Here is a 25,241-nt window from a genome sequence, read left to right on the forward strand (position 1 = left end):
GCTCGCGGCTACTCGGCCTTGATGGCCGCCAGCATGTTGAGCTTGGAGGCCCGCCGGGCCGGCCACAGCGCGGCGATCACGCCGACGAACGCGGACATCACCACGAACAGACCCATCCGGGCCCACGGCAGCACCAGCTCGTAGCTCGGCAGCTCGGTGGCGATCAGCTCACCGGCCGCCCAGCCGAAGAAGACGCCGAGGCCGAGGCCGAGCACCCCGCCGAAGAGCGAGATGACCAGGGACTCCAGCCGCACCATCCGCTTGATACCGGCCCGGTCCAGGCCGATCGCCCGCAGCATGCCGATCTCCTTGGACCGTTCGAAGACCGACATCGCCAAGGTGTTGATGACCCCGAGCACCGCGACGATCACGGCCATGCCGAGCAGCCCGTAGAGCATGTTCAGCATCAGGGTGAAGGCACTGGCGATCTCGTCGGAGGTGTCCTGCTTGTTCTGGATCTTGATCGCGGGGTTGTCGCCGAGCGTCTTCTTCAGCAGGTCCTTGGTGTCCTGCGTCGCGCCGCTCTTGGTCTTCAGCATCACCTGGAAGTCGGCGACGGTCGTCATGTGCGGGGTGACCGTGGCGTTGTCGAGCATGACCCCGCGGATCATCTGGTTGCCCTCGTAGACACCGCCCACGGTCAGCCGGCCGCTGCTGCCGTCCTCGTAGGTCACCGGGATGGTGGAGCCGACCTTCCAGTGGTGCTTGTCGGCGATCTTGTCATCGATGAGGACCTTGGTGCCCCCGAGCGCGCCGAACGAGCCCTCGGTGAAGTCCACGTTCACCAGGTCCTTGATGGCCTTGGGGTCGACGCCCGTCAGGGTGTCGGTGTCACCGGCGACCCGGGCCGGGGAGGAGCGCAGCGGGCTGATCGCGGTGACCTCGGGCAGCTTCGTCAGGGTCTTGGACACATCCGGCGACAGCGGCCGCGGGCTGGTTCCGCCCATGCTGACGACGTAGTCGGACTTCAGGCCGTCGGCGGCCATTTTGTCGATGCCCTTCTGCATGCTCCCCGCGATCACCGTCATACCGGTGATCAGGGTGAGGCCGACCATCAGGGCGGAGGCGGTGGCGGCGGTACGGCGCGGGTTGCGCACCGCGTTCTGCCGGGCCAGCTTGCCGGGCATCCCGAAGAGCCGCAGCACCGGGGAGGAGGCGGCGATCAGCGGGCGGGACAGCAGCGGGGTGAGGACGAAGACGCCGATCACCAGGACGGCCGCGCCGAACGCCATCGGGCCCTGGCCGTCGCCGCCCATGCCCGCACCGGCCACCACCAGAGCGATACCGGCCGCGGCGAGGATCGAGCCGATGGTGTTGCGGACCACCAGACCACGGGTGGTCGGCGCGGCGTGCACGCTGTTCATCGCGGCGACCGGCGGGATCTTGGCGGCGCGGCGGCCGGGCAGCCAGGCGGAGAGCACGGTCACCACGACGCCCACGAGCACCGAGACCAGCACGGTGGTCGGCGCGACGATCAGCGGACCGTCCGGGACGCTGGCCCCGGTGGAGTTGAGCACCGAGCGCAGCGCGGCGCCGATGCCGACACCAGCGGCGAGGCCCACCACGGCCGCGACGGCGCCGACGAAGGTGGCCTCGATCAGCACCGAGCGGGTCACCTGACGGCGGGTCGCACCCACCGCGCGCATCAGGGCGAGCTCCCTGGTGCGCTGGGCGACCAGCATGGAGAAGGTGTTGACGATGATGAAGATGCCGACGAAGAGCGCGATCCCGGCGAACACCAGCATCGCGGTCTGCATGCTGCTCATGCCCTCTTCGATCGCCTTGGCCTGGTCCTTGGCGAGCTTCTTGCCGGTGGTGGCCTTGGCCTGCTCGGGCAGGACCTTGTCGATCGCGGACTTCAGCGTGGCCTGCGAGGTGCCCGCGGCGGCCTTCACGTCGATCTCGTCGAACTGCCCGGGCTTGGCGAACAGCTTCTGGGCGGTGACCGTGTCGTACAGCGCGAGGGTGCCGCCAGCCGCGACATTGCCGTCGTCGGTGGTGAAGACGCCGACGACCTTCTCGGTGCGCACCGGGCCGTCGACGGAGACCCGGATGGAGTCCCCGGTCTTGTACTTGCCGCGCTCGGCGGTCTTGGAGTCGAGCGCGATCTCACCCGCGGCCTTGGGGGCGCGGCCCTCGGTCATCGTGTACCGGGGGTCCTTGCCGTCGGTCCCCGGGTAGTAGTTGCCGCCGAGGTTGGAGAAGCCGCCGCCGAGCAGGTCGCCCTTCTTGTCGGCAAGGGCGGAGTTGCCCTTCACGACACCGAAGGCGGAGCCGGCGCCGGGCACCTTGGCCGCCTTGTCCAGCACCTGCTGGCTCAGCCGGGGGGCGTCACCGGGGTTGCTGGAGTCGTCATCCTTCTTGTCGGGGGTGATGGCGACGTCGACGCCCTTGAAGCCCTTCTGGGAGCTCTTCTGGTAGGCGTCGGAGATGGTGTTGGTGAAGACCAGGGTGCCGGCGACGAAGGCCACACCGAGCATTACGGCGAGCACGGTCATCAGCAACCGGGCCTTGTGCGCAAGCACATTGCGCAGGGCTGTACGGAGCATGAGTGTCAGTCCTGAGGGGTGGGGAGGGGAGTGCGAGGCGAACCGAGCAAAAGCAGATATGGACGCGCCTCGCGTCAGCTCGTACGGCCCTTGGCGTCGAACCGCTTCATACGGTCGAGGACCGAGTCGGCGGTGGGGTTGCGCAGGTCGTCCACGATCCTGCCGTCGGCGAGGAAGACCACGCGGTCGGCGTAGGACGCGGCGACCGGGTCGTGGGTCACCATCACGATCGTCTGGCCCATCTCCCGCACCGAGTTGCGGAGGAAGCCCAGGACCTCGGCGCCGGAGCGGGAGTCCAGGTTTCCGGTCGGCTCGTCGGCGAAGATGATCTCCGGCTGGCCGGCCAGGGCGCGGGCCACCGCCACGCGCTGCTGCTGACCACCCGACAGCTGGTTGGGCCGGTGCTTGAGCCGCCCGGCCAGGCCGACCGTGGCCACGACCTGGTCCAGCCACGCGGAGTCGGCCTTGCGACCGGCGATGTCCATCGGGAGGGTGATGTTCTCCAACGCGTTCAGCGTCGGCAGCAGGTTGAACGCCTGGAAGATGAAGCCGATCTTGTCGCGGCGCAGCTGGGTGAGCTTCTTGTCCTTGAGCGTGGTCAGTTCGACGTCGCCGATCCGGGCCGAGCCGCTGGAGATCGTGTCGAGGCCCGCCATGCAGTGCATCAGCGTCGACTTGCCGGAGCCCGAGGGGCCCATGATGGCGGTGAACTCCGCCTGGCGGAACTCGACCGAGACCGAGTCCAGGGCGATGACCTGGGTCTCGCCCTCGCCGTAGACCTTGGAGAGATCGGTGGCCCGGGCGGCCGCCGCTGAGGTGCGGTGGGCGGTTTCGACGCCGAAGGGGGTGGTGGTCACGGTGGATGACTCCTGTCGTGCTCTGCGGGAGTGGGCGGGACGTCACTCCATGGTTCCGGTTGTGAAGGGGGACGGGATCAGCCCGTGCTCCGGTTCTGCGGGGGGTCTCGCGATGTAGGTGGTGGTGGCGGAGTCCTCCTTGAGGAGGAGAAGACACCCCGGGCGGGGCGTCGAGATTGCGTCAATCCCCAGTTAATGGGGGTTCAGGGCATATCGGCAGGTCCAATGGCCGTCGGCATCTTCGGGTACCCCGCCCCGCTGCTGATGCACCCTCAGTTGCCAATAAAATAAGACAACCTCGGTCCGCGGATTCACTGTGCGGGGGCATGTCCCCGGATAGGCTCGTGCTGCTCTCTTCCAGGGGAGGGCCGTATGCGCTCCGTACGGCCCAGGGGGAACCGCCGCCCGGATGGTGGAATGCAGACACGGCGAGCTTAAACCTCGCTGCCCCTCGCGGGCGTACCGGTTCAAGTCCGGTTCCGGGCACCTTCAGATCCGGTGGGCGCACTCAGCGTGTGTGGATGGTCGCCCAATGTGCGTGCGCGGGGCCCGCAGGGGCCTCGCGCGGTCTCTCCCTGCGTGAAAAGATCCTCCTTGGGCACTAGGGTGCTTTCTTTGCTTACCTATTACTCTTAAGTCAAGGTCGCGCCCGGCGGCCATGGAGGAGTGAGATGAGGAGCAGCAACCCGGTCTTCTCGCGACGGGGGTTCAGCCGCAGCGGCGGCTACGCCGGTTTCGGCGCGGCGCCGCAGGCCGGGAGCCCCGTCGCCGGTCAGGGCAATCCGTACGCGCAGACACAGGCGCCCACGAACCCCTATGCGGCGGGCGACCAGCAGAATCTGACCCCCGAGCAGCTGCAGCAGATGTACGGCGCGCCGCCGGCGGGCCCGCTGCAGACCGGCCGGATGACGATGGACGACGTCGTCATGCGCACCGGTATGACGCTCGGCACCGTCATCGTCGCCGCCGCGGCCGCGTGGATCGCGCAGCTTCCGGTGGGCGTGGGCTTCGGCGCCGCGCTCGTGGCGATGGTGCTCGGCCTCGTCCAGGCGTTCAAGCGCACGGCCTCGCCTGCGCTGATCATGGGTTACGCCCTCTTCGAGGGCCTCTTCCTCGGCGTCATCAGCCAGGTGTACAACGAGCGCTGGTCCGGCATCCCGATGCAGGCCGTGCTCGGCACGATGGCCGTGTTCGTCGGTGTGCTCGTCGCGTACAAGACCCGTCTCATCCGGGTGAACGCGCGATTCCAGCGCTTTGTGCTCGCCGCCGCCATCGGCTTCGTGCTGCTGATGGCGGTCAACCTGCTGTTCGCCGCCATCGGCGGCGGGGACGGCCTCGGCTTCCGCAGCGGTGGCCTCGGCATCGTCTTCGGCCTCGTCGGTGTCGTGCTCGGCGCGGCGTTCCTGGCGATGGACTTCAAGCAGATCGAGGACGGCGTCCGGTACGGCGCTCCGCGCGAGGAGTCCTGGCTGGCGGCCTTCGGGCTGACGCTCTCGCTGGTGTGGATCTACCTGGAGCTGCTCCGGCTGATCTCGATCTTCAGGGACTAGCGCCCGGTGGTGCGGGCCTCATCCGCACCACCGGCTCGGACCCGCAACACCTGAAAGGGCCCGCGGAGGCGATGACCTCCGCGGGCCCTTCTTCCTGTGCGGCTTAAGCCGCCCGGTTCGGTGGGTCTGTCATACACGCTTCTGCCTCCGGGCAGCGGCTACAGCAGCTTGCGTGCCGCACGCCTCAAGTCGTGTTCATGGATGATGGCCTTCGCGTGGCCGTAAGCGAGCTGGTGCTCGCCGCGCAACCAGCTGACCTTCTCCTCGAAGCGGAAGAAAGCGGGGCCATCGTCGACCGTGCGCAGCCAGTCGGCAACTTCACGGCCCGTGCACTGTGGGATGCGGGAGAGTAGGTTCCGGTGAGTCTCGTCGGAGAAGATTTGGGACATCGGCGCCTCCGGACGCTTCCATGCCGGCCCCCGGGTCCATGGCCCGGGTTTCCTTCAGCTCACCGTGCCTGAGTGTTCGCCCGTTGGCAACAGTCCCTCAGTGGCGCATACGCTCGGAGCGTGGATGATACGACCCCCCTCCTGACCGCCGTCGACCGGCTCGCCGACCGGCTGCGGGCCCTTCCGCAGTCCCGGCTGCGCGCGGGCGCGGCGGCCGAAGGGCTGGCGCTGGCCAGGGAATTGTCGGCGCGCGCACAGCGTCTGGAGGAGCCGGGAACCCCGCCGCGGATCATGCCGGACGCGGGGCTGTTCGTGGTCGCCGACCAGGTCGCGGTGGCCGGACATGACTTGGTGCACGCGCTGGAGCGTGCGCCGGGGGGCGCCGGGGGCGGCCGGACGGCGCAGGGGGTCACCGAGGCGGTGGCGCTCGTGGTGGAGACGGCCGGGCGCTGCGGGGTCTGAGGGCGCCGGTTCCGGGGCCGGGCGGCTTCCCCGTTCTGGCCGGTTTGTTCTTACTGATTCCTGTGGGGGCTTACCGCGAGTACGTACCGGGGCTTACCGCGCGGGTGCGCCGGGGCCTACAGCGAGGCGATGACGCGGTCGGCCAGGACGTACACATTGTCCTCGCCGCAACCGAACGTGAGCGCATACGCACCGGAGACGCCCGAGCCGCCGAGCAGCACCGGGGTGGTGCCCTCGCGCAGCGCGTCCGCCAGCCGCTCGGCCGTCTCCCGGTGGCCCGGGGTCATGCAGATCGTGGTGCCGTCGGCGAAGACGTAGACATCGAGGGTGCCGAGGGGCCCGGGGCGCACATCGGACAGCGGGGTGCGGGCGTCGGCCAGCTCGGTGATCCGGGTCACCGTGCGGTCGTGGTCGGCCACGGGTGACGACGGGGAGAAGTCGGGGTGGGACGGATGGCGCCGGCGGGCCGCCGCGAGCTCGGCCGACTCCCGGGGCTCGGCCGCCGGCTCCGGCTCGACGCTCAGCTCCAGCTCCACCTCGGCCTCGACCTCGGGCTCCTGGTCCCCGGCGGAGTCCAGCGCCTCGGGGCCCAGCGCGTCCAGGCCGAGCAGCGGTTCGAGCCCGGCCAGATCGGCCTGGCGGGGCACGAAGAGCTGCGCGTCCTGGACGGAGTCCTCGCCGTACCCGCCCGGCCCGCCCAGCAGCGAGTGGGCGTCGGCCGTTCCGGCGGAGTCCCTGGCCTCCTGGGCGGCCCAGAATGCCCGCGCCTCGGCCAGCTCGCGCTCCCGCTCCTCGGCGAGCGCCTCGGCCACGGCCGCGCGTATCTCGGCGGCCGGGGTGGCGCGGGGTGCGGGCACCGTCACACCGTTCTCCTCGCCGCCTCTGCCCGCCTGGGCGCCTGCGGCGACGGTGGCCGCGAGTTCGGCGCGCAGCTCACAGAGCTGCCGGCGCATACCGCGCGCGGTGTGCAGGGCGGCCGCCCCTACGGCCGTGGCGGTCACCGCGGCCAGGAGGAGGGCAAGAGTCGTGGGGCTCACTGACGTACTCCCGGTTGGCTGTTGATCCCCCGAATTCCTACCTCAGCTTGAGGCTTATCGCCTCTCGACCTCAGTGCATACCATCACCAAATGGGCAGAATTCGGTACCGGGAGAGTCTTTGGTCACCGGTGCTGAGCTGGGCAGACGCCTCTCCCCCAGGACCTTTGTCACATCCTGGGGGAGATTCGGTCACGGCTCGATCGAAACCAGTGTCTCAGACGCGGGGCGGCTCGGCCGGGCTCGGCCGCCCGGCTCAGCTCAGGCGCTCGATGACCATCGCCATACCCTGGCCGCCGCCGACGCACATGGTCTCCAGGCCGAACTGCTTGTCGTGGAACTGCAGCGAATTGATCAGCGTGCCGGTGATCCGGGCGCCGGTCATGCCGAAGGGGTGGCCCACGGCGATCGCGCCGCCGTTGACATTGAGCCGGTCCAGGTCGATGCCCAGGTCGCGGTAGGACGGGATGACCTGCGCGGCGAACGCCTCGTTGATCTCCACCAGGTCGATGTCGCCGATCGACATCCCGGCGCGGGCCAGCGCCTGCTTGGACGCCTCGACGGGTCCGTACCCCATGATCTCGGGGGAGAGGCCGGAGACGCCGGTCGACACGATCCGGGCCAGCGGGGTCACGCCCAGCTCCCGCGCCTTGGTGTCGGACATGATCACCAGCGCCGCGGCGCCGTCGTTGAGCGGACAGCAGTTGCCCGCGGTGATCCGGCCGTCGGGGCGGAAGACCGGCTTCAGGCCCTGCACGGCCTCCAGGGTGGTACCCGCGCGGGGGCCGTCGTCCTGGCTGACGACCGTGCCGTCCGGGGTGGTCACCGGGGTGATCTCACGCTCCCAGAAGCCCTTCTTGATGGCTTCCTCGGCGAGGTTCTGGGACCGGACGCCGAACTCGTCCATGTCCTCGCGGGTGACTCCCTTGAGCCGGGCCAGGTTCTCGGCCGTCTGGCCCATGGCGATGTACACGTCGGGGAGCAGGCCGTCCTCGCGCGGGTCGTGCCAGCCCTCGCCGCCCTGCTCGGCGCGCGTGGCCGTACGGGCCTCGGCGTCCGCGAACAGCGGGTTGTGGGTGTCCGGCAGCCCGTCCGAGGTGCCCTTCTTGGCCCGCGAGACCATCTCGACGCCCGCCGAGATGAAGACGTCGCCCTCGCCCGCCTTGATGGCGTGCATCGCCATCCGCGAGGTCTGGAGGGAGGAGGAGCAGTAGCGGGTGATCGTGCAGCCGGGGAGGTGGTCCATCCCCATCTGCACGGCCACGACCCGCCCCAGGTTGTGCCCCTGCTCACCGCCGGGCGCTCCGCAGCCGAGCATCAGGTCGTCGATCTCGCGCGGATCGAGCTCGGGGACCTTGGCGAGCGCGGCCTGGATGATCTCGGCGGTGAGGTCGTCCGGGCGCAGATCTTTGAGCGATCCCTTGAAGGCGCGGCCGATGGGAGAACGGGCTGCAGAGACGATCACTGCTTCGGGCATCACGGCTCCATGGGGGCGGGGGTGCGGGCTGGACTCTGAGGGAAGTTACCCGTACGTATCGGCAGGGTCACGGGGTGCGGGCTGTGACGCGGGACTCTTTTTTCCAAGCGTACGCTCAGCGACCCCGGGTTCGCCCCGCCCGCGGCGCCCTTCCCTCGCGCCCTACCCGGCCGCCGATACGCGCCCGGGCGCCGCCGCCGGGGCCCCGAACGCGGGGCGGGCGCCCGCTGCCCGGACGAGCGGGCGCTTCCGGGCCCGGCGCCCCCGGCGGCCAGTACTTGATCTGGTGCAACTAATTCATCAAGCGATTTCCAGAGGGGTACCCCCACCCCCCTGCCCCGGCATCGGCCTTGCCCCCGGCCCACGGAAGCCGCCACCGCCCCGGCGGCCGGTGGCGCGGGCGTGGCGCGGCCCCGCTTGCTGTCCGGTGTCGGTCTCGCCCCTGGCGGCGGGGGCCGCCACCGGCCCTCGCTTCTTCCGGCCCGGTGGTCGGCGGCGAGGGCTTGGCCGGGCACCTCCGCCGCCGCTGCTCAATTGCGCCGCAGGCGCGAGACGAAACCCGCGCCCGGCCGGGCGGATCAGCCCGCGCCCAAGGGGCATGGCGGCCGGGGCGCGGCCACCGGAGCCGCTACCGGTCCGGCGGTGCGGGCGTGGCGCGGCCCCGCTTGCTGTCCGGTGTCGGCCTTGCCCCTGGTGGCGGGGGCCGCCACCGGCCCTCGCTTCTTCCGGCCCGGTGGTCGGCGGCGAGGGCTTGGCCGGGCACCTCCGCCGCCGCTGCTCAATTGCGCCGCAGGCGCGAGACGAAACCCGCGCCCGGCCGGGCGGATCAGCCCGCGCCCAAGGGGCAGCCGGAGTCCGGCGACGGCGTGGCAGCCCGGCCCTCGGCCCCGGCCCGGGGCCCGCAGGCCCGGGTGGGCTGGGCCGCAGGCCCGGGTGGGCTGGGGGCTGTGGCCCCAGGCGGGCCGGGCCCCGGCCGGGGTCAGGAGCCCGAAGGGGGCGGGGAGCTCGGGGACGAGGTGTCGGTGGAGCCGGACACGCTCGCCGGCTCCTTCGTCGCGGGCCGATGGCGCCGCAGCAACCGGGCCCAGGGCCCGCGAGCCGCGGTGACCTCGGTGCCACCCTCGGCGGCCGCCTCGGCCGCCGCCTTGGCGACCGGCAGGATGCCTTCGTCGAGCGTCTCCGGCGCCTCCTCGGGCCACAGGCCCAGCGAGTCGCACAGGGTCGGCAGAACGGCCATCGAGGCCGTCGCGTACCCCTCCGCCGAGGGGTGGAAGTTGTCCGGGCCGAACAGCTCGCGCGGATTGGCGGCGAACTCGGGGCCGAGCAGATCGCCCAGCGAGACCGTACGCCCGCCCTGCTCCACCACCCCGATCGTCTGCGCGGCGGCCAGCTGTCGGCTCAGCCGCCGCGCGACCCAGCGCAGCGGCTGATAGACGGGCTCGATCGTGCCGAGGTCGGGACAGGTGCCCACCACCACCTCGCAGCCGCTCTCGCGCAGTCTGCGCACCGCGTCCGAGAGCAGCCGCACCGACTTGGCGGGCGGCATCCGGCGGGTGACGTCATTGGCGCCGATCATGATCACGCACACGTCGGGGAGCAGCTCCGCATCCTCCAGCACCAGCGTGACCTGGCGCTCCAGATCGCTGGACTGCGCCCCCGGCAGCGCCACGTTCCGCAGGTCCACCGGGCGCTCGGCGACCGCCGCGAGCCCCGAGGCGAGCAGCGCGCCCGGTGTCTGACTAGGGCGGTGGACGCCCTGCCCGGCGGCCGTGGAGTCGCCGAGAAAGGCCAGCCGGAGTGGGGGCTGGCCGGTCCTGCGGGCGAAGGCGAAGCCATATCGGCCGTCGGCGCGCGGCGGAGGATCGTCCGATCCGCCCACGACCCGCTTCGCATGGGACACCTCAGTGAGCAACAGCACGGCGGTCACCCCGCCCAGCAGCCCGATCCCGCCGCCCCCGTACGCCGCCGCGGCCGCGATCCGCCGCGCCACCCTCGCCCTCGACATCGACATGGGTCCAGCCCACCTCCGTCCGCACGCGCACGCGCTTCTTTCTCCTTTGTACGCCTCGCTAACAACTTGTTGCCCCGCACAGCCTTCCTCCCAACGCACTGGGTCGCAGGGCGGGGGCGCGCAATAAGCTGACAGCACGGCGCCGCGATGGCGGCCGCCCCGACGCGGAGATCCCGCGGAACCGGACCAGGAGCAGGTGTGCAGTACTACGAATCGATGATTGAGCTGGTCGGCAACACCCCGCTGGTGAAGCTCAACACCGTGACCGAGGGCATCCGGGCAACCGTCCTGGCCAAGGTCGAATACTTCAATCCCGGCGGCTCCGTGAAGGACCGGATCGCGGTCCGGATGATCGAGGCGGCCGAGCGCTCCGGTGAGCTCAAGCCGGGCGGCACCATCGTCGAGCCGACGTCCGGCAACACGGGCGTGGGCCTCGCGATGGTCGCCCAGCGCAAGGGCTACAAGTGCATCTTCGTCTGCCCGGACAAGGTGTCCACGGACAAGATCAACGTGCTGCGGGCCTATGGCGCCGAGGTGGTGGTCTGCCCCACGGCCGTGGACCCCGAGCACCCCGACTCGTACTACAACGTCTCCGACCGGCTGGTCCGCGAGACGCCGGGTGCCTGGAAGCCCGACCAGTACAGCAACCCGAACAATCCGCTCTCCCACTACGAGTCCACCGGCCCCGAGCTGTGGGAGCAGACCGAGGGGAAGATCACCCACTTCGTCGCGGGCGTCGGCACCGGCGGCACGATCTCCGGCACCGGCCGCTATCTGAAGGAGGCCAGCGAGGGCCGGGTCCAGGTGGTCGGCGCCGACCCCGAGGGCTCGGTCTACTCCGGCGGCTCCGGCCGCCCGTATCTGATCGAGGGCGTCGGTGAGGACTTCTGGCCGACCGCCTACGACCAGACCGTCGCGGACGAGATCGTCGCGGTCTCCGACAAGGACGCCTTCCAGATGACGCGGCGGCTGGCCAAGGAGGAGGGGCTGCTGGTCGGCGGCTCCTGCGGAATGGCGGTCGTGGCCGCGCTGAAGGTCGCCGAGCGGCTCGGCCCGGACGATGTGGTGGTCGTGCTGCTGCCCGACAGCGGCCGTGGCTATCTGTCCAAGATCTTCAACGATGAGTGGATGGCCGACTACGGCTTCCTGGAGGAGGACGGCCCCTCGGTGCGCGTCGGCGACGTCCTCCAGGGCAAGCAGGGCGGACTGCCCTCGCTGGTCCATATGCACCCGGACGAGACGGTGGGCGAGGCCATCGACGTGCTGCGGGAGTACGGCGTCTCGCAGATGCCGATCGTCAAGCCGGGCGCCGGGCACCCGGATGTGATGGCCGCCGAGGTCATCGGTTCGGTGGTGGAACGCGAGCTGCTGGACGCCCTGTTCGCCCGCCGCGCGGAGCTGACCGACCCGCTGGAGAAGCACATGAGCCCGCCGCTGCCGCACGTCGGCTCCGGCGAGCCGGTCGAGGACCTGATGGCGGTGCTGGGCACGGCGGACGCGGCGATCGTGCTGGTGGAGGGGAAGCCGAAGGGCGTGGTGAGCCGGCAGGACCTGCTGGCGTACCTGGCCAGCGGCGTCAAGTAAGCGCACATCAGGGGGCTCATCAGGGGGCTCGAACGGGACCCGAACGGGGCCCAACTGCCCTTCGAGGGAGGCCGGCCAGGGCTTCGGGGAAGTGGTACGTACGTGTCACGCGCCCGCAGCACAGGGTTAACACAGCTCCGGCAGATTAGTGGGCGTCGGAAGGACGACACCGACACCCAGGATGAGGCGACAGGACCTCCGGAGCGGCTCCCGGACCTCCACAGTCGCCTGGACGCGGAAGTCCGGCCCTGACCCGGCCCGCGTCCCCCGCGGGGACCGCCGTCGTCCCGCCCTCGGTGCCCAGCACCGGGGTGCGGCGGTCCCCGCGCAGTCTTTTTTGGAGGTTCGGCGTTCGCGGAACCTACTCCCGGCTCTCCTCCTGGCTCCGCTCCCGGCGCAGCCAGGAGAAGCCGCCCGCCGCGTGGACCGCATTGACCCCGAAGATCCCGGCCCAGGTGATCAGCAGGCCGGGCAGGCCCTCGTTCACCACGCCGATCGCCGACAGCGGGATCGCCAGCACCAGGGAGATCCCGACGAAGGCGAAGCGCTCGCCGACGCCCATTCCGTGGGGCTGGTCCGGATGCGTGCCGGTGGCGTACGGGCGGGTACCGCGGGCCGCGGCCATCTGCTGTTCGGCGAGCTGGCGGCGGACATGCCGGTCCGCCGTATCGTTGAAGCGCTGCTCGACTTTCTCCATGAAGGAGTCGACCAGTTCCGACTCGTACTCCGCACCCAGCTCCTTACGGGTCTGCAGGGCCGCGTCGAGTTCTTTTTTCAGATCCGGGTCACGGGCGTCCATGCTTAATGACGGTACGGTCGCGGGGACGCTTTGTCGGTAGGGCTAGCCCCCGAAAGACGCGCGGGCGCGAAGAGGTACACCCCTGGTACCCCCGGCCCGCTGTGGAAGGAGTCAGTTCCGTGACCGCACCTCTCCTCACGTCCCTCGCCGCGCCCGGCGGCGACCGCCCCGACGCGCTGAGCGTCGGCGGCCGCTCCCTCTCGCGCGAGGAACTGCTCGGTGCCGCGGGCGCGGTGGCGGCCCGTATCGCCGGTGCGCCGGTCGTCGCGGTCCGGGCGACCGCGACCCCGGAGACGGTGGTCGCGGTGGTCGGCGCGCTGCTGGCCGGGGTGCCGGTGGTGCCCGTACCGCCGGACTCCGGCCCGGCCGAACGTGACCACATACTGCGGGACTCGGGCGCCACCCTGCTGCTCACCGGGGAGGCCATAGCGGCCCCGATCGAGACCGTCCCGGTGGACCCGGCCGAGCGGGCGGAGTGGACGAAGCCGGAGCCGGACGCGGAGTCCACGGCGTTCATCCTCTACACCTCGGGGACCACGGGGGCGCCCAAGGGCGCGCTGATCTCGCGGCGGGCGGTGGCCGCCGACCTGGACGGGCTCGCCGCGGCGTGGGCCTGGACCGCGGAGGACACCCTGGTCCACGGGCTGCCGCTGTTCCATGTGCACGGCCTGGTGCTGGGCGTCCTGGGCGCGCTCCGGACGGGCAGCCGCCTCGTTCACACCGGCAAGCCGACCCCGGCGGCGTACGCGGCGGCGGGCGGCAGCCTCTACTTCGGGGTGCCGACGGTCTGGAACCGGATCGTCCAGGACCCGGACTCCGCCCGCGCCCTGGCCTCCGCCCGGCTGCTGGTCTCCGGCAGCGCCCCGCTGCCCGCCCCGGTCTTCCGCGACCTCGAGCGGCTCACCGGCCAGCGCCCCATCGAGCGCTACGGCATGACCGAGAGCCTCATCACCCTCTCCACCCGGGCCGACGGTGAGCGCCGCCCCGGCTATGTCGGCACCCCGCTGGCGGGCATCCGCACCCGGATCGCCGCCGAGGAGGGCGCTGAGATCGGCGAACTCCAGCTCACCGGCCCCACCCTCTTCGACGGCTATCTGAACCGGCCCGAGGCCACGGCCGGTTCGTACACCGAGGACGGCTGGTTCCGCACGGGCGACATCGCCGCGCTCGACCCGGACGGCTTCCACCGCATCGTGGGCCGAGCCTCCACCGACATGATCAAGTCCGGTGGCTACCGCATCGGCGCGGGCGAGGTCGAGAACGCCCTCCTCGACCACCCCGCCGTCCGCGAGGCCGCCGTCGTCGGCGCCCCGCACGAGGATCTGGGCCAGGAGATCGTCGCCTATGTCGTTGCCGACGGCATCGGGGAACAGGAGCTGATCGACTTCGTCGCCACCCAGCTCTCCGTCCACAAGCGGCCCCGCAAGGTCCGCTTCCTGGAGGCCCTGCCGCGCAACGCCATGGGCAAGCCCCAGAAGAAGCTCCTGCCCCCGGCCTGATCCGGCCCCGCCGTTGTCCGGGGGCCCTGCCGTCACCCGGGTTCGGTGGCGTACGGGCGGTCGGGTGACGGCTCCGGGGCGAGGATCATGTGGTCGGGGACGTGGGCGGTGTCGCGGTGGGCCAGGAGCCAGTAGAGGGCGGCGGGGATGGCGAGGCCGACGAGCCAGGAGATGTCCGCGCCGCCCAGCGGGGCGACGAAGGGGCCGGTGTAGAAGGCCGTTGACAGGAAGGGGAGTTGGGCCAGGACGCCCACGGCGTAGGTGGACAGGGCCTTCCAGCGCCAGGCGCCGTAGCGGCCGCCCGGGTCGCTGAGGGCGGGGATGTCGTAGCGCTCCTTGGCGATGGCGTAGTAGTCGACGAGGTTGATCGCGCTCCACGGGGTGAAGAAGGTCAGCAGGAACAGCAGGAAGTCCTTGAAGGAGGACAGGAAGCTGTCCTTGCCGAGCAGCGCGACCGCTGTGCCCGCGACCATGATCCCGGCGATGTAGGCGGCCCGGCCGCGCGGGGAGAGGGTGGCGTTGCCGCGGAAGCCGCTGATGCTGGTCACCATCGACATGAAGCCGCCGTAGGTGTTCAGGACGTTGATCGTCAGCTTGCCGAGGGCGATGACGAAGTAGAGCAGTGAGGTGATCACGGCCGCGCCGCCGCCGAGGCCGACGATGTAGGAGACCTCGTTGCCGACGAAGGCGTGACCGGCCGCGGCGGCCGCGAGGGCGCCGAAGGTCATGGACCACTGCGAGCCGAGGACGGTGCCGGCCAGGGTCCAGGAGAAGGTGGCCTTGGCGGAGGTGGTGCGCGGCAGGTAGCGGGAGTAGTCGGCGACGTACGGGCCGAAGGCGAGTTGCCAGGAGGCGGACAGCGACACCGCGAGGAGGAAGAGCGGGAAGTCGAAGGTCCGGTCGTGGAGCAGGGTGGCCAGGTCGGTGCGGTCCAGCAGCCGGATGCCCAGGTAGACGAAGGCCAGGGCGCAGACGACGCCCGCGATCCGGCCCAGGGTGTGGATCAGGCGGTAGCCCACGGCGGCCGCCACGCCGGTGATGAGGGCGAAGAGGATGATCCCGGTGGTGTCGCCGAGATGGGTGAGTTCGCCGACCGCCTGGCCCGCCAGCACGCTGCCGCTGGCGAAGAAGCCCACGTACATGACGATGACCAGCAGCAGCGGGACGATCGCGCCCCGGACCCCGAACTGGGCCCGGGAGGAGATCATCTGGGGGAGGCCGAGCCGGGGTCCCTGGGCCGAGTGGAGCGCCATGACGGCTCCACCGAGCAGGTTGCCGAGCAGCAGGGCGATGATCGACCAGAAGGCGCCCGCGCCGAAGACGACGGCCAGCGCGCCGGTGACGACGGCGGTGATCTGGAGGTTCGCGCCGAGCCACAGGGTGAACTGGCTGAAGGCGGTGCCATGGCGCTCCGCGTCCGGGACGACGTCGATCGAGCGCTTCTCGACGAGAGAGTCGAGGGTGTCGCGGGAGTCGAGGGAATCGGGCATAGGGGTGCTCCTGCCGCTATTTCTTGGTGAGGCCGTTCTTGGCGGCCCAGTCGGCGGCGACCCGGTCCGGGTCCTTCTTGTCGTTGCTCACCAGCTTGTTGAGACGGGCCAGTTCCTGGGTGGTGAGGGCGCCGCCCAGGCGGGCCAGGGCCTTGCGGACCTTGGCGTCGGCCTTGGCGGAGCGGACGACGGGCACGATGTGCTGGGCGGGGATGAGGGCCTTGGGGTCGGCGAGGATCACCCAGTCGTTGGCCTCGATGTCGGGATCGGTGGAGAAGAGGTTGGCGACGTCGACATCGCCCTTCTTCAACGCGCCCTTGACCAGGGGGCCGGAGGCGTCGAGGGCCTTGAACTCCTTGAAGGTCACGCCGTAGCGGTCCTTGAGGCCCACCAGGCCGACCACGCGCTTCTTGTCCTCGGCCGGGCCGCCGAAGACCAGCTTGCCGTTCTGCTTGGCCAGGTCGGCGAAGCTGCGCAGACCGTACTTCTGCGCGACCTCATGGGTGACGCAGAAGACGTCCTTGTCCTCGGCGGCCGCGTACGACAGGGCCTCCAGGCCGCTGGGAAGGGCGACGGTGAGGGCGTTCTGCAGGTCGCCGGCCTCGGTCTGGGGGGCCTTGTCGTCGAAGTGGAGCAGCAGATTGCCCTGGTACTCGGGGAGCAGATCGATATCGCCCTGCTGGAGGGCGGGAATGACGATCTCGCGGGAGCCGAGGTTGGGCCGCACGCTCGTCTTGATGCCCGCGCCCTTCAGCGCCTCGGCGTAGAGATAGCCCAGCAGCTGGTTCTCGGTGAAGTTGGCGGTGCCGATGACCAGGCCGCCCAGGCTGCTGCCGCCGCCCGAGCCACCGCTGCCGCCATCGCCCTTCAGTGAAGTGACGCCGCCGCTACAGGCGGCCAGCGCGGGCACGGAGGCGCCGGCGAGCAGGCCGCCGAGCAGTTTCCTGCGGTTCATGGGGTGCTCTCCTCGGATCCGGAGTGAGTCGGTGACGTCAGTGCGCGTGGGCGCGCGGGGGACGGTTGCGGAACAGCAGGCGTTGCACTCCGGCCAGCGCCAGGTCCAGGGCGATGGCCAGCACGGCGACCAGCACCGCCCCGCCCAGCACCTGCACCAGATCGCGCTGGGCGAGCCCGTCGAAGACGTAGCGGCCGAGCCCGCCGAAGCTGACGTACGCGGCGATGGTGGCGGTGGCGACGACCTGGACGCAGGCCAGCCGCAGCCCGGTCATGATCAGCGGGAGCGCGAGGGGCAGTTCGACCTGGAAGAGCACCTGGTACCAGCGCATGCCCTGGCCCCGCGCCGCGTCCCGGACCTCGGGGTCGACGGCGGCCATGCCCGCGTACGTATTGGTGACGATCACCGGGACCGCGAGGGCGACCAGCGAGATGTACACCGGCCACATGCTCAGCCCGCTGGCCAGGAAGACCAGGGTGACCAGGCCGACGGTGGGCAGCGCCCGCCCGAAGCCGGAGAGGTTGATGGCGAGGAACGCGCCGCGTCCGGTGTGCCCGATGAGCAGCCCGACCGGAAGGGCGATGGCGGCGGCGACCAGGGTGGCCAGCAGGGAGTACTGGAGGTGTTCCAGGAGGCGGGTCGCGATGCCGTCGGTCCCGGACCACTGGGAGCCGCTGGTCAGCCAGCGGAGGAGGTCCTTCAGCAGTTCGATCATGTCAGGCACGCCTCCTCAGCCACGGGGTGCACAGCCACTGGATGGTGACCAGCACGGCGTCCGCGACCAGCGCGAGCAGCAGGGACAGAAGGACCCCGGCCACGACGGGGGTGGGGTAGTTGCGCTGGAAGCCGTCGGTGAACAGCTGGCCGAGACCGCCGTACCCGATGTAGCTGGCCACGCTGACCAGGGATATCGCCATCACCGTGGCGACCCGTACGCCCGCCATGATCACCGGGAAGGCGAGCGGCAGCTCGACGGTGAGCAGGGTGCGCAGCGGACGGGCGCCCATCGCGGTGGACGCCTCGCGGACCTTGGTGGGGACGCTGTCGAGCCCCTCGACGGTGTTCCGGAGCAGCACGACCAGGGTGTAGATGGTCAGGCCGGTGATGGCGGTGGTGCGGGTGAGGCCGGTGACCGGCAGCAGCAGGACGAAGATCGCGATGGACGGGATCGTGAACAGGATGTTCGAGAGCCCGAGGAGGAGTCCGCGCAGGGCCCGCACCCGGTGGGCGATCACGGCCAGGGGCAGCGCGATCAGCAGACCGAAGAGGACGGCGGGGACGGCGGTGGAGAGGTGGTCGAGGGTGAGCGTGACCAGGTCGCTTTGGTGATCGGGGAACCAGCCCCAGTCGACGGTCATGCGGTCACGCTCGGGTCGGAGGCCGGGGTGTCGTCGGAGCCCTGGGCGTTCTCGGCGTCGGTCTCGCCACGGGTCTTGGCGGCTTCGGGGGCTTCGGCGGTCTCAGCGGCCCCGGCGGCTTCCGCGGCGTTCTTGAGGGCGGCCGCGCGGCCCGCCTCCGCGTGGCGGCGCCCCGCGAACTCATGTATCCGCTCACGCCCGGTGACCCCGGTGAGGACGCCGTCGGCGTCCACGCGGGCCACCAGGCCGGCGGGGGAGGCCAGCGACTCGTCCAGGGCGGTGAGCAGCGAATCGCCGTCCCGCAGCGCCCGCACCGGCAGCAGCGGGGCCCGGTCGCCGTCCGGCCCCTCGGCGTCGCGCCAGCCCAGCGGCTCACCGCGCTCGGAGGTGACCAGCCGCCAGCGGTCCCCATCGGCGGGGACGGGCTCCTGCGGCAGGTCCGCGAGGGTGGACAGGGAGAGCAGCTTCAGCCCGCGCTCGGCGCCCAGGAAGCCCGCCACGAAGTCGTCGGCGGGGCTCGCCAGCAGCTCGGCGGGGGGTGCGCACTGGACGAGATGCCCGCCGGTGCGGAAGATCGCGATGCGGTCGCCGAGCCGTACCGCCTCGTCGATGTCGTGGGTGACGAAGACGACCGTCTTGCGCAGCTCGCTCTGCAGCCGCAGCAGCTCGTTCTGGAGCTGGGTCCGTACGACCGGGTCGACCGCGCCGAACGGCTCGTCCATCAGCAGCACCGGCGGATCGGCGGCCAGCGCGCGGGCGACCCCGACGCGCTGCTGCTGACCGCCCGATAGCTGGTGCGGATAGCGCTTGCCGGAGTCGCCGGGCAGCCCGACCAGCTCCAGCAGCTCGGCGGCGCGGGCCCGCGCCTTGCGGCGGCCCCAGCCCAGCAGCAGCGGGACGGTGGCGATGTTGTCGAGGATCGTACGGTGCGGGAAGAGCCCCGCCTGCTGGATCACATAGCCGATCCCGCGCCGCAGCTCGGCGGCGTCCGCCGCGAGGACATCACGCCCGGCCACGCTCACCGTGCCGCTGCTCGGCTCGACCATGCGGTTGACCATGCGGAGGGTGGTGGTCTTGCCGCAGCCGGACGAGCCGACAAGAACCGTGATGCCCCCTTCCGGGAGTTCGAGGCTGAGCCGGTCCACGGCCGTGGTGCCGTTCGGGTAGTGCTTACTGACGTCCTTGAAGCTGATCATCCGCTTCCCCTTGCCCTGTCTGCATATAGTCATGCACAGTCATAGTCGAGTGAATAGAAGTCAAGAGGTCTGCGTTAATCACCGGTTACTTCTGCTCGCGATGTGGACGAAGTGCCTGGCGGCTGGCCCGGAATGGGCATTTTGAGAGGAGTTGCCCTGGATGTTGTCTCACATGCTGGATGCTGATGCCGCGGCGGCCGAGGGCGCAGGCGGCACAGCTCAGCGGATCACACTGGACGGCCGGAGCCTACGCGTCGTCGATATCGCCCGCTTGGCCGACCGCATCAGCCGGCCCGCGGCGCCCGACCCGACCGCGCTCGCGCTGGCCGAGCGCGCCTGGGAGACCGCGGACCGGCTGGCCGCCACCGGCCGCGTCTACGGCCGGAGCACCGGCGTGGGCGCCAACCGTACCGAGGACGTCGGCCCGGCCGACTCCGACCACGGGCTGCGGCTGCTGCGCAGCCACGCGGGCGCGATCGGCGCACCGCTGCCCGGGCGCGAGGTGCGCGCCATGATGACCGTCCGCGCCAATCAGCTGCTGGCGGGCGGCGCCGGGCTGCGCCCCGCCGTCGTCACCGCGCTCGTCGAGGGGCTCGACAGCGGCGCCCACCCGGTGATCAACGAATACGGCGCGGTCGGCACCGGGGACCTCGCCGCGCTCGCCCAGACCGGTCTCGCGCTCGTCGGCGAGCACCCCTGGGACCTCACCGAGGCCGCCCCGGGGCGCCGCGCCCCCGACCCGATCGTGCTGGACAGCAACGACGCCCTCGCGCTCATCAGCAGCAACGCCCTCACCCTCGGCCAGTCCGCGCTCGCCCTCGCCGAGCTGCGGCGGCTGCTGTCCGCCTCGCTCTCGGTGGCCGCGCTCTCGCTGATCGCGGTCGGCGGGTCGTACGAGGCGTACGCCGAACCCGTGCACGCCGCCCGGCCGCACCCCGGCTCCGTCGCGGCCGCCGCCCGGATGCGCGCCCTGCTCGGCGCCCCGGCCCGGCCCACCCCGCCGCTCGGGCGCATCCAGGACCCGTACGGCTTCCGCTGTCTGCCGCAGATCCACGGACCGGCGCTGGACGCCGCGGAGGCGCTGGAGCGGGTGCTGACCGTCGACTTCAACGCGGCCACCGAGAACCCGCTGATCAGCTCCGCCGACGAGGCCGCCTACCACCACGGCAACTTCTACGCCGCGCACGCCGCCCTCGCCCTGGACGCCTTCCGGCTCGCCGCGCTGCAGACCGCCCGGCTCTCCACGGCCCGGCTCGCCGCGCTCAGCGAACCCGACTTCACCCGGCTGCGCCCCTTCCTCGGCGACGCCGCGCCCGCCAGCTCGGGCGTGATGATCCTCGAATACGCGGCGGGGGCGGCCCTCGGCGAGATGCGCGCGGTCTCCCACCCCGCCTCGCTGGGCCATGCCGTGCTCTCCCGCGGTGTCGAGGAACAGGCCAGCTTCGCCTCGCTCGGCGCCCGCCAGACGCTGCGGGTCGCCGACCACTACCGGCTGGTGCTGGGTTGCGAACTGGTCGCGGCCGTAAGGGCGTTGCGCCAGCGCGGTCTGGAACCGGACCCGGAGCTCCCGGCCGGTGTCGCCTTCGCCATGGCGTCGGAAGTGCTCGATCCCCGCATGGAGGACCGGCCGTTGACGGAGGATGTGGCGGTGGCCGCGCGCCTGCTCGACCGGCTGGCGGGGGTATGAGGGACGAGGGTACGAGGTTCGGGAGGACGCGATGAGTACGGACCATGGGGTGAGCGACGGGGTGAGCGGTGCCCGGATGGCGCCGGCGGGCGAGGACGTCGCGGTGGCGTCGCCGGGGGTGTCGGTGGGCGCGGGCGGCCCGGGCGGTGCGGGTGGCTCGGCCGCGACGACGGGTTCGGTCGCCTCGGCCGCTTCCGGTGTCTCGACCGCCGCTCGGCTGCAGGCGCTCTTCGAAGGCCACCGGCTGACCCCGACCCAGCGGCGGATCGCCCACTGCATGGTGCGGCGGGCCGCGGACGCTCCGTTCCTCTCCAGCGTCGAGCTGGCCGAACTCGCGGGCGTCAGCCAGCCGTCCGTGACCCGCTTCGCGGTCGCCCTCGGCTTCGACGGCTATCCGGCGCTGCGCAAACATCTGCGCGATGTCGCCCCCGCCGAGCCGGAGGCGGACGAGGGGTCGTACAACGAGTACCAGCAGGCCGTGCAGTCCGAGATCGACAATCTGCGCCATCTCGCGGCGCTGCTGGCCGACCCCGCCCCGGTCGTCCGCGCCGGCCGGCTGCTCGCCGAGTCCCGCCCGCTGCCGGTCCTCGGGCTGCGCGCTGCCTCCGCGCAAGCGCGCGGCTTCGTCTACTTCGCGCGCAAGGTCCATCCGGACGTCCGGCTGCTCGACGAGGGCGGCACGATGCTCGCCGACCGCGTCGACGCGGCGAAGCGCGCGGGCGCGACGGCGCTGCTGTGCTTCGCGCTGCCGCGGCATCCACGGGAGGTCGTGGAGGGTCTGGAGTACGCGCAGGAGGCGGGCCTGACCGTGGTCGCCGTCGCCGACAGCGCCTTCGCCCCGGTCGCCCGCCACAGCGATCTGCTGCTGCCCGCGGCGGTCGGCACGGGCCTGGCCTTCGACACCGCGTGTGCGCCGATGCTGCTGGGGCGGGTGCTGCTGGAGGCGATGTGCGACGCGCTGCCGGATGCGCAGGCGCGGCTGGAGGAGTTCGACGCGAAGGCGGCGGAGCGGGGACTGTTCGTGGAGTGAGCCCGGGCTTCCGGGCCGCTCTGTGTGTCAACCCCCGCCCCTCTCACCCAATTCTCAGGCATCCTGGCTAGATTCCTCGATTCGACAGGGATTTCATCAGGGATTCGCCAGGGTGAGGAGGTCGGTCGTGGGGCGCGGGGCATATGCGCTGGCACGGGTGGCGGTGGTCGTGAGGGCCCCTGCGGGGTGGCTGTGGTGGCCCGGTGTGCTGGCCGCGGGAATCGGAGTGCTGGTGCCGGGGCTGACCGGGCGCCGGATCGGAGTGCTCGCGGGGGCGGCGCTCTTCCTGATCGCGGCGGTCGTGGTGTTCACGGCGCGTAGGAAGCGGTACCTGGAGTTGGCGCGCGGTGCCTCGCGCGCGAGCAAGTCGGTCTTCCTCCAGGATCGCGCGGTGACCGTACGGACGCGCCGACGCGCCCTGCGGTGGTGGCTGCTGTTGGCCTTCCTCGCCGCGATGGGCTCGTCCTTCGCCGTTCCGGCGGCGGGCGGGATGCTGATGGCGGGGCTCGGCGCCGGGCTGTGGGCCAAGGCGCTGTGGCTGGGCCGCTGGGAGCGCGCCAACGATGTGCTGCTGTGGGTACGCACCGAGCGGGTCTCCGGCGGCCGGCCCGCGGGCAAGACGGTGGACGCCTACCAGACGACGGGCATCGTGGCCGGCGACGCGGGCCCGGGCGGCGCGCGCCGCTCCTCGCGGACCGTGGCGACGGCCACGCGCTGAGGGGTCGCCCCGCGGGGCTTTCGAGGGGCACGCCTGCCCCGATCAGAACAAGGGGAAGCCCCGCCCGTGGCTCAGGGGTTCTGCGCGTGGACGGGGCCGGTTTTGTGGCTAGCTGCTGCGCTGCGCCAGCGTTTCCTGTAGCCGCCGTGAGCCATAGGACGAGAGGCACCGAGGGCATTCGCACGGTGGCCATGCTGATGACTTCAGCGGTTCGAGAGATTGGTTGGACGCCTTGTAGATGGTCGTAGGGCCGAAGGTCTGCCCGTTGTCGCGTGACACACGGATGGTCATAAGCGTGGGGTCGCTCATGCCCGCCCCCTGTGGGCCCAACCGGTCTTGTGCTCGTTGAGTTCCCTCATACAGAGCGCCAGACGCTTGTGATCCCCGGCCCGCACGTGCGCTGCCTGTTGCCTGAGCAACGCGGCGCACACAGGACAACTCGCCGAGTCTGCCAACTCCGTCAGCGCACAAGAGCTGCAAACAGTCCTGGCTTCTGTATCTGACGCCGAAGCCCGCATGCTTCCATCCGAGGGCGTTGATGCGTCAGTTGGCCGGCCCGTCATGCGGAAACCTCCACTCCGTGAATCCGCCGGGGGCCGATATCGACTCCGTGAACGGCCAGCCATAGGGCACGGCGCCGCGCTCGTTGCTGCCGACGTTCATGAGCCACCAGGTACGGCCGGACAAGCCCGATGTCCTCACCTCTCAGCGCGGCCGCACGAGGCGCACTCACGGGCCGGGATGACGACGGCTGATCAGCCGCCCGGTGACGGCCCACAGGGGGCAGTAGGAGCCGCAGCAACGGCAGGAACACTCTCGCTGTAGCTTGGGACACGTCGTCAACCTCCACGGGGTTGAGGGCCACGCCCCCGGACCGGTCGCACGGTCGCGGGGGTCCTTGTTGCCGTCCCTACGCTTCCGCTCCAATGAGTGACTGCATAGCGGCCCCCTGTAGGCCGACTGTCGGCCACAATTGGCACATGGGCAGCGACATCGGGGCCAACATCCGACGCCTACGTGAAGAGCACGAGTGGAGTCAGGCGCGGCTGGCGCGTGAGATCTGCCGGGCAGCCGGATTGGCTGGTGATCCAGTCGGGCGGCAGGAAGTCAACCGGTGGGAGAACGGGAAACGCACGCCTCGGGAATGGCTGTCGTTCATTGCTACCGCCTTGGGCGTGTCCGAGGAAACGCTCAGGACACCTCAGGCGCCTGCTGAACCACCTCTGCCCACGCTCGCTGACTTCCTGCCCGGAGATGATCCGCTACGTCCGCTGGAAGCTCACGCAGGACGCCGTATCGGCATGGGTGCGGTGGACGACCTGCAACAGCGTGTGCATGGGCTGAGGCTTGCCGATGATGTCCTCGCCGGAGGCGACCTGATCCGCCCAGCGCTCCGGGAACTCCGCTCTGCCGTGAAGCTGTACCGCGAGGGAACTCACAGCGGCGAAGTAGGTCGGCAGCTTCTACGCCAAATCGGAGAGTTGACGCAGATTGCTGGATGGATTGCCAGCGACGCCGGACAGCATGAAGAGGCAGAGCGCATCTACCGTCTAGGAATCAGCGCCGCAAGGCAAGCTGAAGACCACACCCTAGCCGGGAATATCGCAGGATCGTTGGCCTATCAGTTCAGCAATACGGGTCGGGAATCAGAAGGACTCACACTGGCCCATGCTGCACTGAATGACGCCGGCAGCAAGGCGCCCCCGAAAGCCCGCGCGCTCTATCTCGACCGGGTGGCTTGGGCTCATACGAAAGCCGGGGGCATCGAGAACGGGCAACAGGCCATGCGAGCGCTGGGGGAAGCCGGGGAGGCGCTCAGCGAAGACGGCCCCGGCACGGAATCACCTGCCTACCTGTATTGGGTGGATGCCGGGGAACTCCGGGTGATGGAATCCAGGGTCTATGCGGAGCTTCGCCGGCCATTGCGTGCTGTGCCCTTGCTCCGCGAAGTCCTTGGCGGCTACGACGCCACGCATACTCGGGAAATGGCTTTGTATCTGTCTTGGCTTGCTGTGGCCCTGGCTGACGCCAATGAACCAGAAGAGGCAGCAGCCGTAGCGGAACGGGTCATCACCTTGGCAGCAGACATCTCTTCGGAACGCACGGCCGAACGGGTACGCGTCATCCTCGCCAGGTTGCGGAAGTGCGCAGAGGTGCCGGAAGTGGCCACCCTGCTCGCCGAGCATCAGGCAGCTTAGAAACCAGGCTGTGGGGGTTGCGCGGCGTGGGTGGGTGCGGCGCCGTTTCGCGCCTTCGGCGCGTTTGAGCATGGGGCCGGGGGTGCCCTGGCCGGGGCCCGTTGCCGGGGGCGGCCGGTGGGGGCGGGCCCGGTTGCGGCGCCCCTCCGGCCTGGGCTTCGCGCCGATCCGGACTGCGGGGGGTACCCCTCGCGAAATCGTTTGATGAATTAGTTGCGTCAGATCAAGCGTTTTCTGGAAGGGGGTACCCCCATCGGGTGGGGTGGCCGGGCTCCGGGCCGCCCCTACCTGTCCCGATGCTCAAACGACGCCAAGCGAGACGAAGCGGTAGGCGCGCGATGGACCTTGAGCTCATGCGGCCTGGGCGCACCTCGCGATATGCGGCGCATCGCAGCCC

At 70.9% G+C, this 25,241-nt stretch carries 20 protein-coding genes and 1 tRNA gene; 9 read left to right on the forward strand and 12 right to left on the reverse strand.

What is annotated here, in order from left to right:
• Positions 1 to 8: 8 nt before the first annotated feature.
• Positions 9 to 2,549, reverse strand: coding sequence for an FtsX-like permease family protein (locus ACFYOY_RS42485; protein WP_351902406.1), 2,541 nt, complete (start codon positions 2,547 to 2,549; stop codon positions 9 to 11).
• 74 nt (positions 2,550 to 2,623) lie between these two features.
• On the reverse strand, positions 2,624 to 3,406 hold the full coding sequence (locus tag ACFYOY_RS42490; protein WP_351902403.1) for an ABC transporter ATP-binding protein: 783 nt from the start codon (positions 3,404 to 3,406) through the stop codon (positions 2,624 to 2,626).
• Between the two features lie 403 nt (positions 3,407 to 3,809).
• Here ACFYOY_RS42490 and ACFYOY_RS42495 point away from each other — a divergent pair.
• Both ACFYOY_RS42495 and ACFYOY_RS42500 read left to right on the forward strand, forming a co-directional pair.
• Positions 3,810 to 3,892 (forward strand) — tRNA-Leu (locus ACFYOY_RS42495).
• Positions 3,893 to 4,077: 185 nt separating this feature from the next.
• Entirely contained in the window at positions 4,078 to 4,956 is an 879-nt protein-coding gene (locus tag ACFYOY_RS42500; RefSeq protein WP_351902400.1) for a Bax inhibitor-1/YccA family protein, read from the forward strand.
• Positions 4,957 to 5,114: 158 nt separating this feature from the next.
• Here ACFYOY_RS42500 and ACFYOY_RS42505 read toward each other — a convergent pair whose 3' ends face one another.
• Positions 5,115 to 5,345: a DUF4287 domain-containing protein gene (locus ACFYOY_RS42505; protein WP_014061257.1), complete on the reverse strand. Its 231-nt coding sequence runs from the start codon at positions 5,343 to 5,345 to the stop codon at positions 5,115 to 5,117.
• A gap of 120 nt (positions 5,346 to 5,465) precedes the next feature.
• On the opposite strand from ACFYOY_RS42505, the gene ACFYOY_RS42510 reads away from it, so the two are divergent.
• Complete coding sequence (locus ACFYOY_RS42510) at positions 5,466 to 5,807, forward strand: hypothetical protein (protein ID WP_351902397.1); 342 nt, start codon at positions 5,466 to 5,468, stop codon at positions 5,805 to 5,807.
• A 116-nt stretch (positions 5,808 to 5,923) separates the two neighbouring features.
• Here the strand turns inward: ACFYOY_RS42510 and ACFYOY_RS42515 are convergent, their stop codons facing one another.
• From ACFYOY_RS42515 to ACFYOY_RS42525, 3 genes are all read right to left on the reverse strand, one after another.
• Entirely contained in the window at positions 5,924 to 6,844 is a 921-nt protein-coding gene (locus tag ACFYOY_RS42515) for a hypothetical protein (protein ID WP_351902394.1), read from the reverse strand.
• Between the two features lie 254 nt (positions 6,845 to 7,098).
• A complete protein-coding gene (locus ACFYOY_RS42520; protein WP_208520903.1) occupies positions 7,099 to 8,319 on the reverse strand; it encodes an acetyl-CoA C-acetyltransferase in 1,221 nt (406 codons plus the stop codon).
• 979 nt (positions 8,320 to 9,298) lie between these two features.
• Positions 9,299 to 10,330 carry an SGNH/GDSL hydrolase family protein gene (locus ACFYOY_RS42525; RefSeq protein WP_351902391.1) on the reverse strand — a complete coding sequence of 344 codons (1,032 nt, stop codon included), beginning with the start codon at positions 10,328 to 10,330 and terminating at the stop codon, positions 9,299 to 9,301.
• 198 nt (positions 10,331 to 10,528) lie between these two features.
• Here ACFYOY_RS42525 and ACFYOY_RS42530 point away from each other — a divergent pair, with 198 nt between their 5' ends.
• Positions 10,529 to 11,914 (forward strand): cystathionine beta-synthase, encoded by a 1,386-nt coding sequence (locus ACFYOY_RS42530; RefSeq protein WP_351902388.1) that lies wholly within the window; start codon positions 10,529 to 10,531, stop codon positions 11,912 to 11,914.
• Between the two features lie 361 nt (positions 11,915 to 12,275).
• On the opposite strand, the gene ACFYOY_RS42535 is transcribed toward ACFYOY_RS42530, so the two are convergent.
• The gene (locus ACFYOY_RS42535; protein ID WP_351902385.1) at positions 12,276 to 12,713 is read right to left on the reverse strand and encodes a hypothetical protein; all 438 of its coding nucleotides are present in this window, start codon (positions 12,711 to 12,713) and stop codon (positions 12,276 to 12,278) included.
• Positions 12,714 to 12,832: 119 nt separating this feature from the next.
• Here ACFYOY_RS42535 and ACFYOY_RS42540 point away from each other — a divergent pair, with 119 nt between their 5' ends.
• Positions 12,833 to 14,212 (forward strand): acyl-CoA synthetase, encoded by a 1,380-nt coding sequence (locus ACFYOY_RS42540; protein ID WP_351902382.1) that lies wholly within the window; start codon positions 12,833 to 12,835, stop codon positions 14,210 to 14,212.
• 32 nt (positions 14,213 to 14,244) lie between these two features.
• Here the strand turns inward: ACFYOY_RS42540 and ACFYOY_RS42545 are convergent, their stop codons facing one another.
• The 5 genes from ACFYOY_RS42545 to ACFYOY_RS42565 are packed head-to-tail and all read right to left on the reverse strand — an operon-like array spanning position 14,245 to position 19,211.
• Positions 14,245 to 15,702 (reverse strand): cytosine permease, encoded by a 1,458-nt coding sequence (locus tag ACFYOY_RS42545; protein WP_351902379.1) that lies wholly within the window; start codon positions 15,700 to 15,702, stop codon positions 14,245 to 14,247.
• Between the two features lie 16 nt (positions 15,703 to 15,718).
• On the reverse strand, positions 15,719 to 16,657 hold the full coding sequence (locus ACFYOY_RS42550) for an ABC transporter substrate-binding protein (protein WP_351902376.1): 939 nt from the start codon (positions 16,655 to 16,657) through the stop codon (positions 15,719 to 15,721).
• Positions 16,658 to 16,694: 37 nt separating this feature from the next.
• Entirely contained in the window at positions 16,695 to 17,372 is a 678-nt protein-coding gene (locus tag ACFYOY_RS42555; RefSeq protein ID WP_059145155.1) for an ABC transporter permease, read from the reverse strand.
• Between the two features lies 1 nt (position 17,373).
• Entirely contained in the window at positions 17,374 to 18,015 is a 642-nt protein-coding gene (locus tag ACFYOY_RS42560; RefSeq protein ID WP_093462376.1) for an ABC transporter permease, read from the reverse strand.
• Positions 18,012 to 19,211, reverse strand: a complete 1,200-nt coding sequence (locus tag ACFYOY_RS42565; RefSeq protein ID WP_351902372.1) for an ABC transporter ATP-binding protein — start codon at positions 19,209 to 19,211, stop codon at positions 18,012 to 18,014. Before ACFYOY_RS42565 ends, ACFYOY_RS42560 begins: the two co-directional genes overlap by 4 nt.
• Before the next feature lie 160 nt (positions 19,212 to 19,371).
• On the opposite strand from ACFYOY_RS42565, the gene ACFYOY_RS42570 reads away from it, so the two are divergent.
• The 4 genes from ACFYOY_RS42570 (at position 19,372) to ACFYOY_RS42585 (ending at position 24,844) form a co-directional block, all read left to right on the forward strand.
• Positions 19,372 to 20,898: an aromatic amino acid ammonia-lyase gene (locus ACFYOY_RS42570; protein WP_388593149.1), complete on the forward strand. Its 1,527-nt coding sequence runs from the start codon at positions 19,372 to 19,374 to the stop codon at positions 20,896 to 20,898.
• A 31-nt stretch (positions 20,899 to 20,929) separates the two neighbouring features.
• Positions 20,930 to 21,928 carry a MurR/RpiR family transcriptional regulator gene (locus ACFYOY_RS42575; protein ID WP_351902366.1) on the forward strand — a complete coding sequence of 333 codons (999 nt, stop codon included), beginning with the start codon at positions 20,930 to 20,932 and terminating at the stop codon, positions 21,926 to 21,928.
• Positions 21,929 to 22,055: 127 nt separating this feature from the next.
• Positions 22,056 to 22,646: a hypothetical protein gene (locus ACFYOY_RS42580; RefSeq protein ID WP_351902363.1), complete on the forward strand. Its 591-nt coding sequence runs from the start codon at positions 22,056 to 22,058 to the stop codon at positions 22,644 to 22,646.
• Positions 22,647 to 23,626: 980 nt separating this feature from the next.
• Positions 23,627 to 24,844, forward strand: coding sequence for a helix-turn-helix transcriptional regulator (locus tag ACFYOY_RS42585; protein ID WP_388593153.1), 1,218 nt, complete (start codon positions 23,627 to 23,629; stop codon positions 24,842 to 24,844).
• Positions 24,845 to 25,241: the final 397 nt, after the last annotated feature.

The sequence above is a fragment of the Streptomyces sp. NPDC007875 genome (assembly GCF_042868035.1).
Classification (GTDB): domain Bacteria; phylum Actinomycetota; class Actinomycetes; order Streptomycetales; family Streptomycetaceae; genus Streptomyces; species Streptomyces antimycoticus.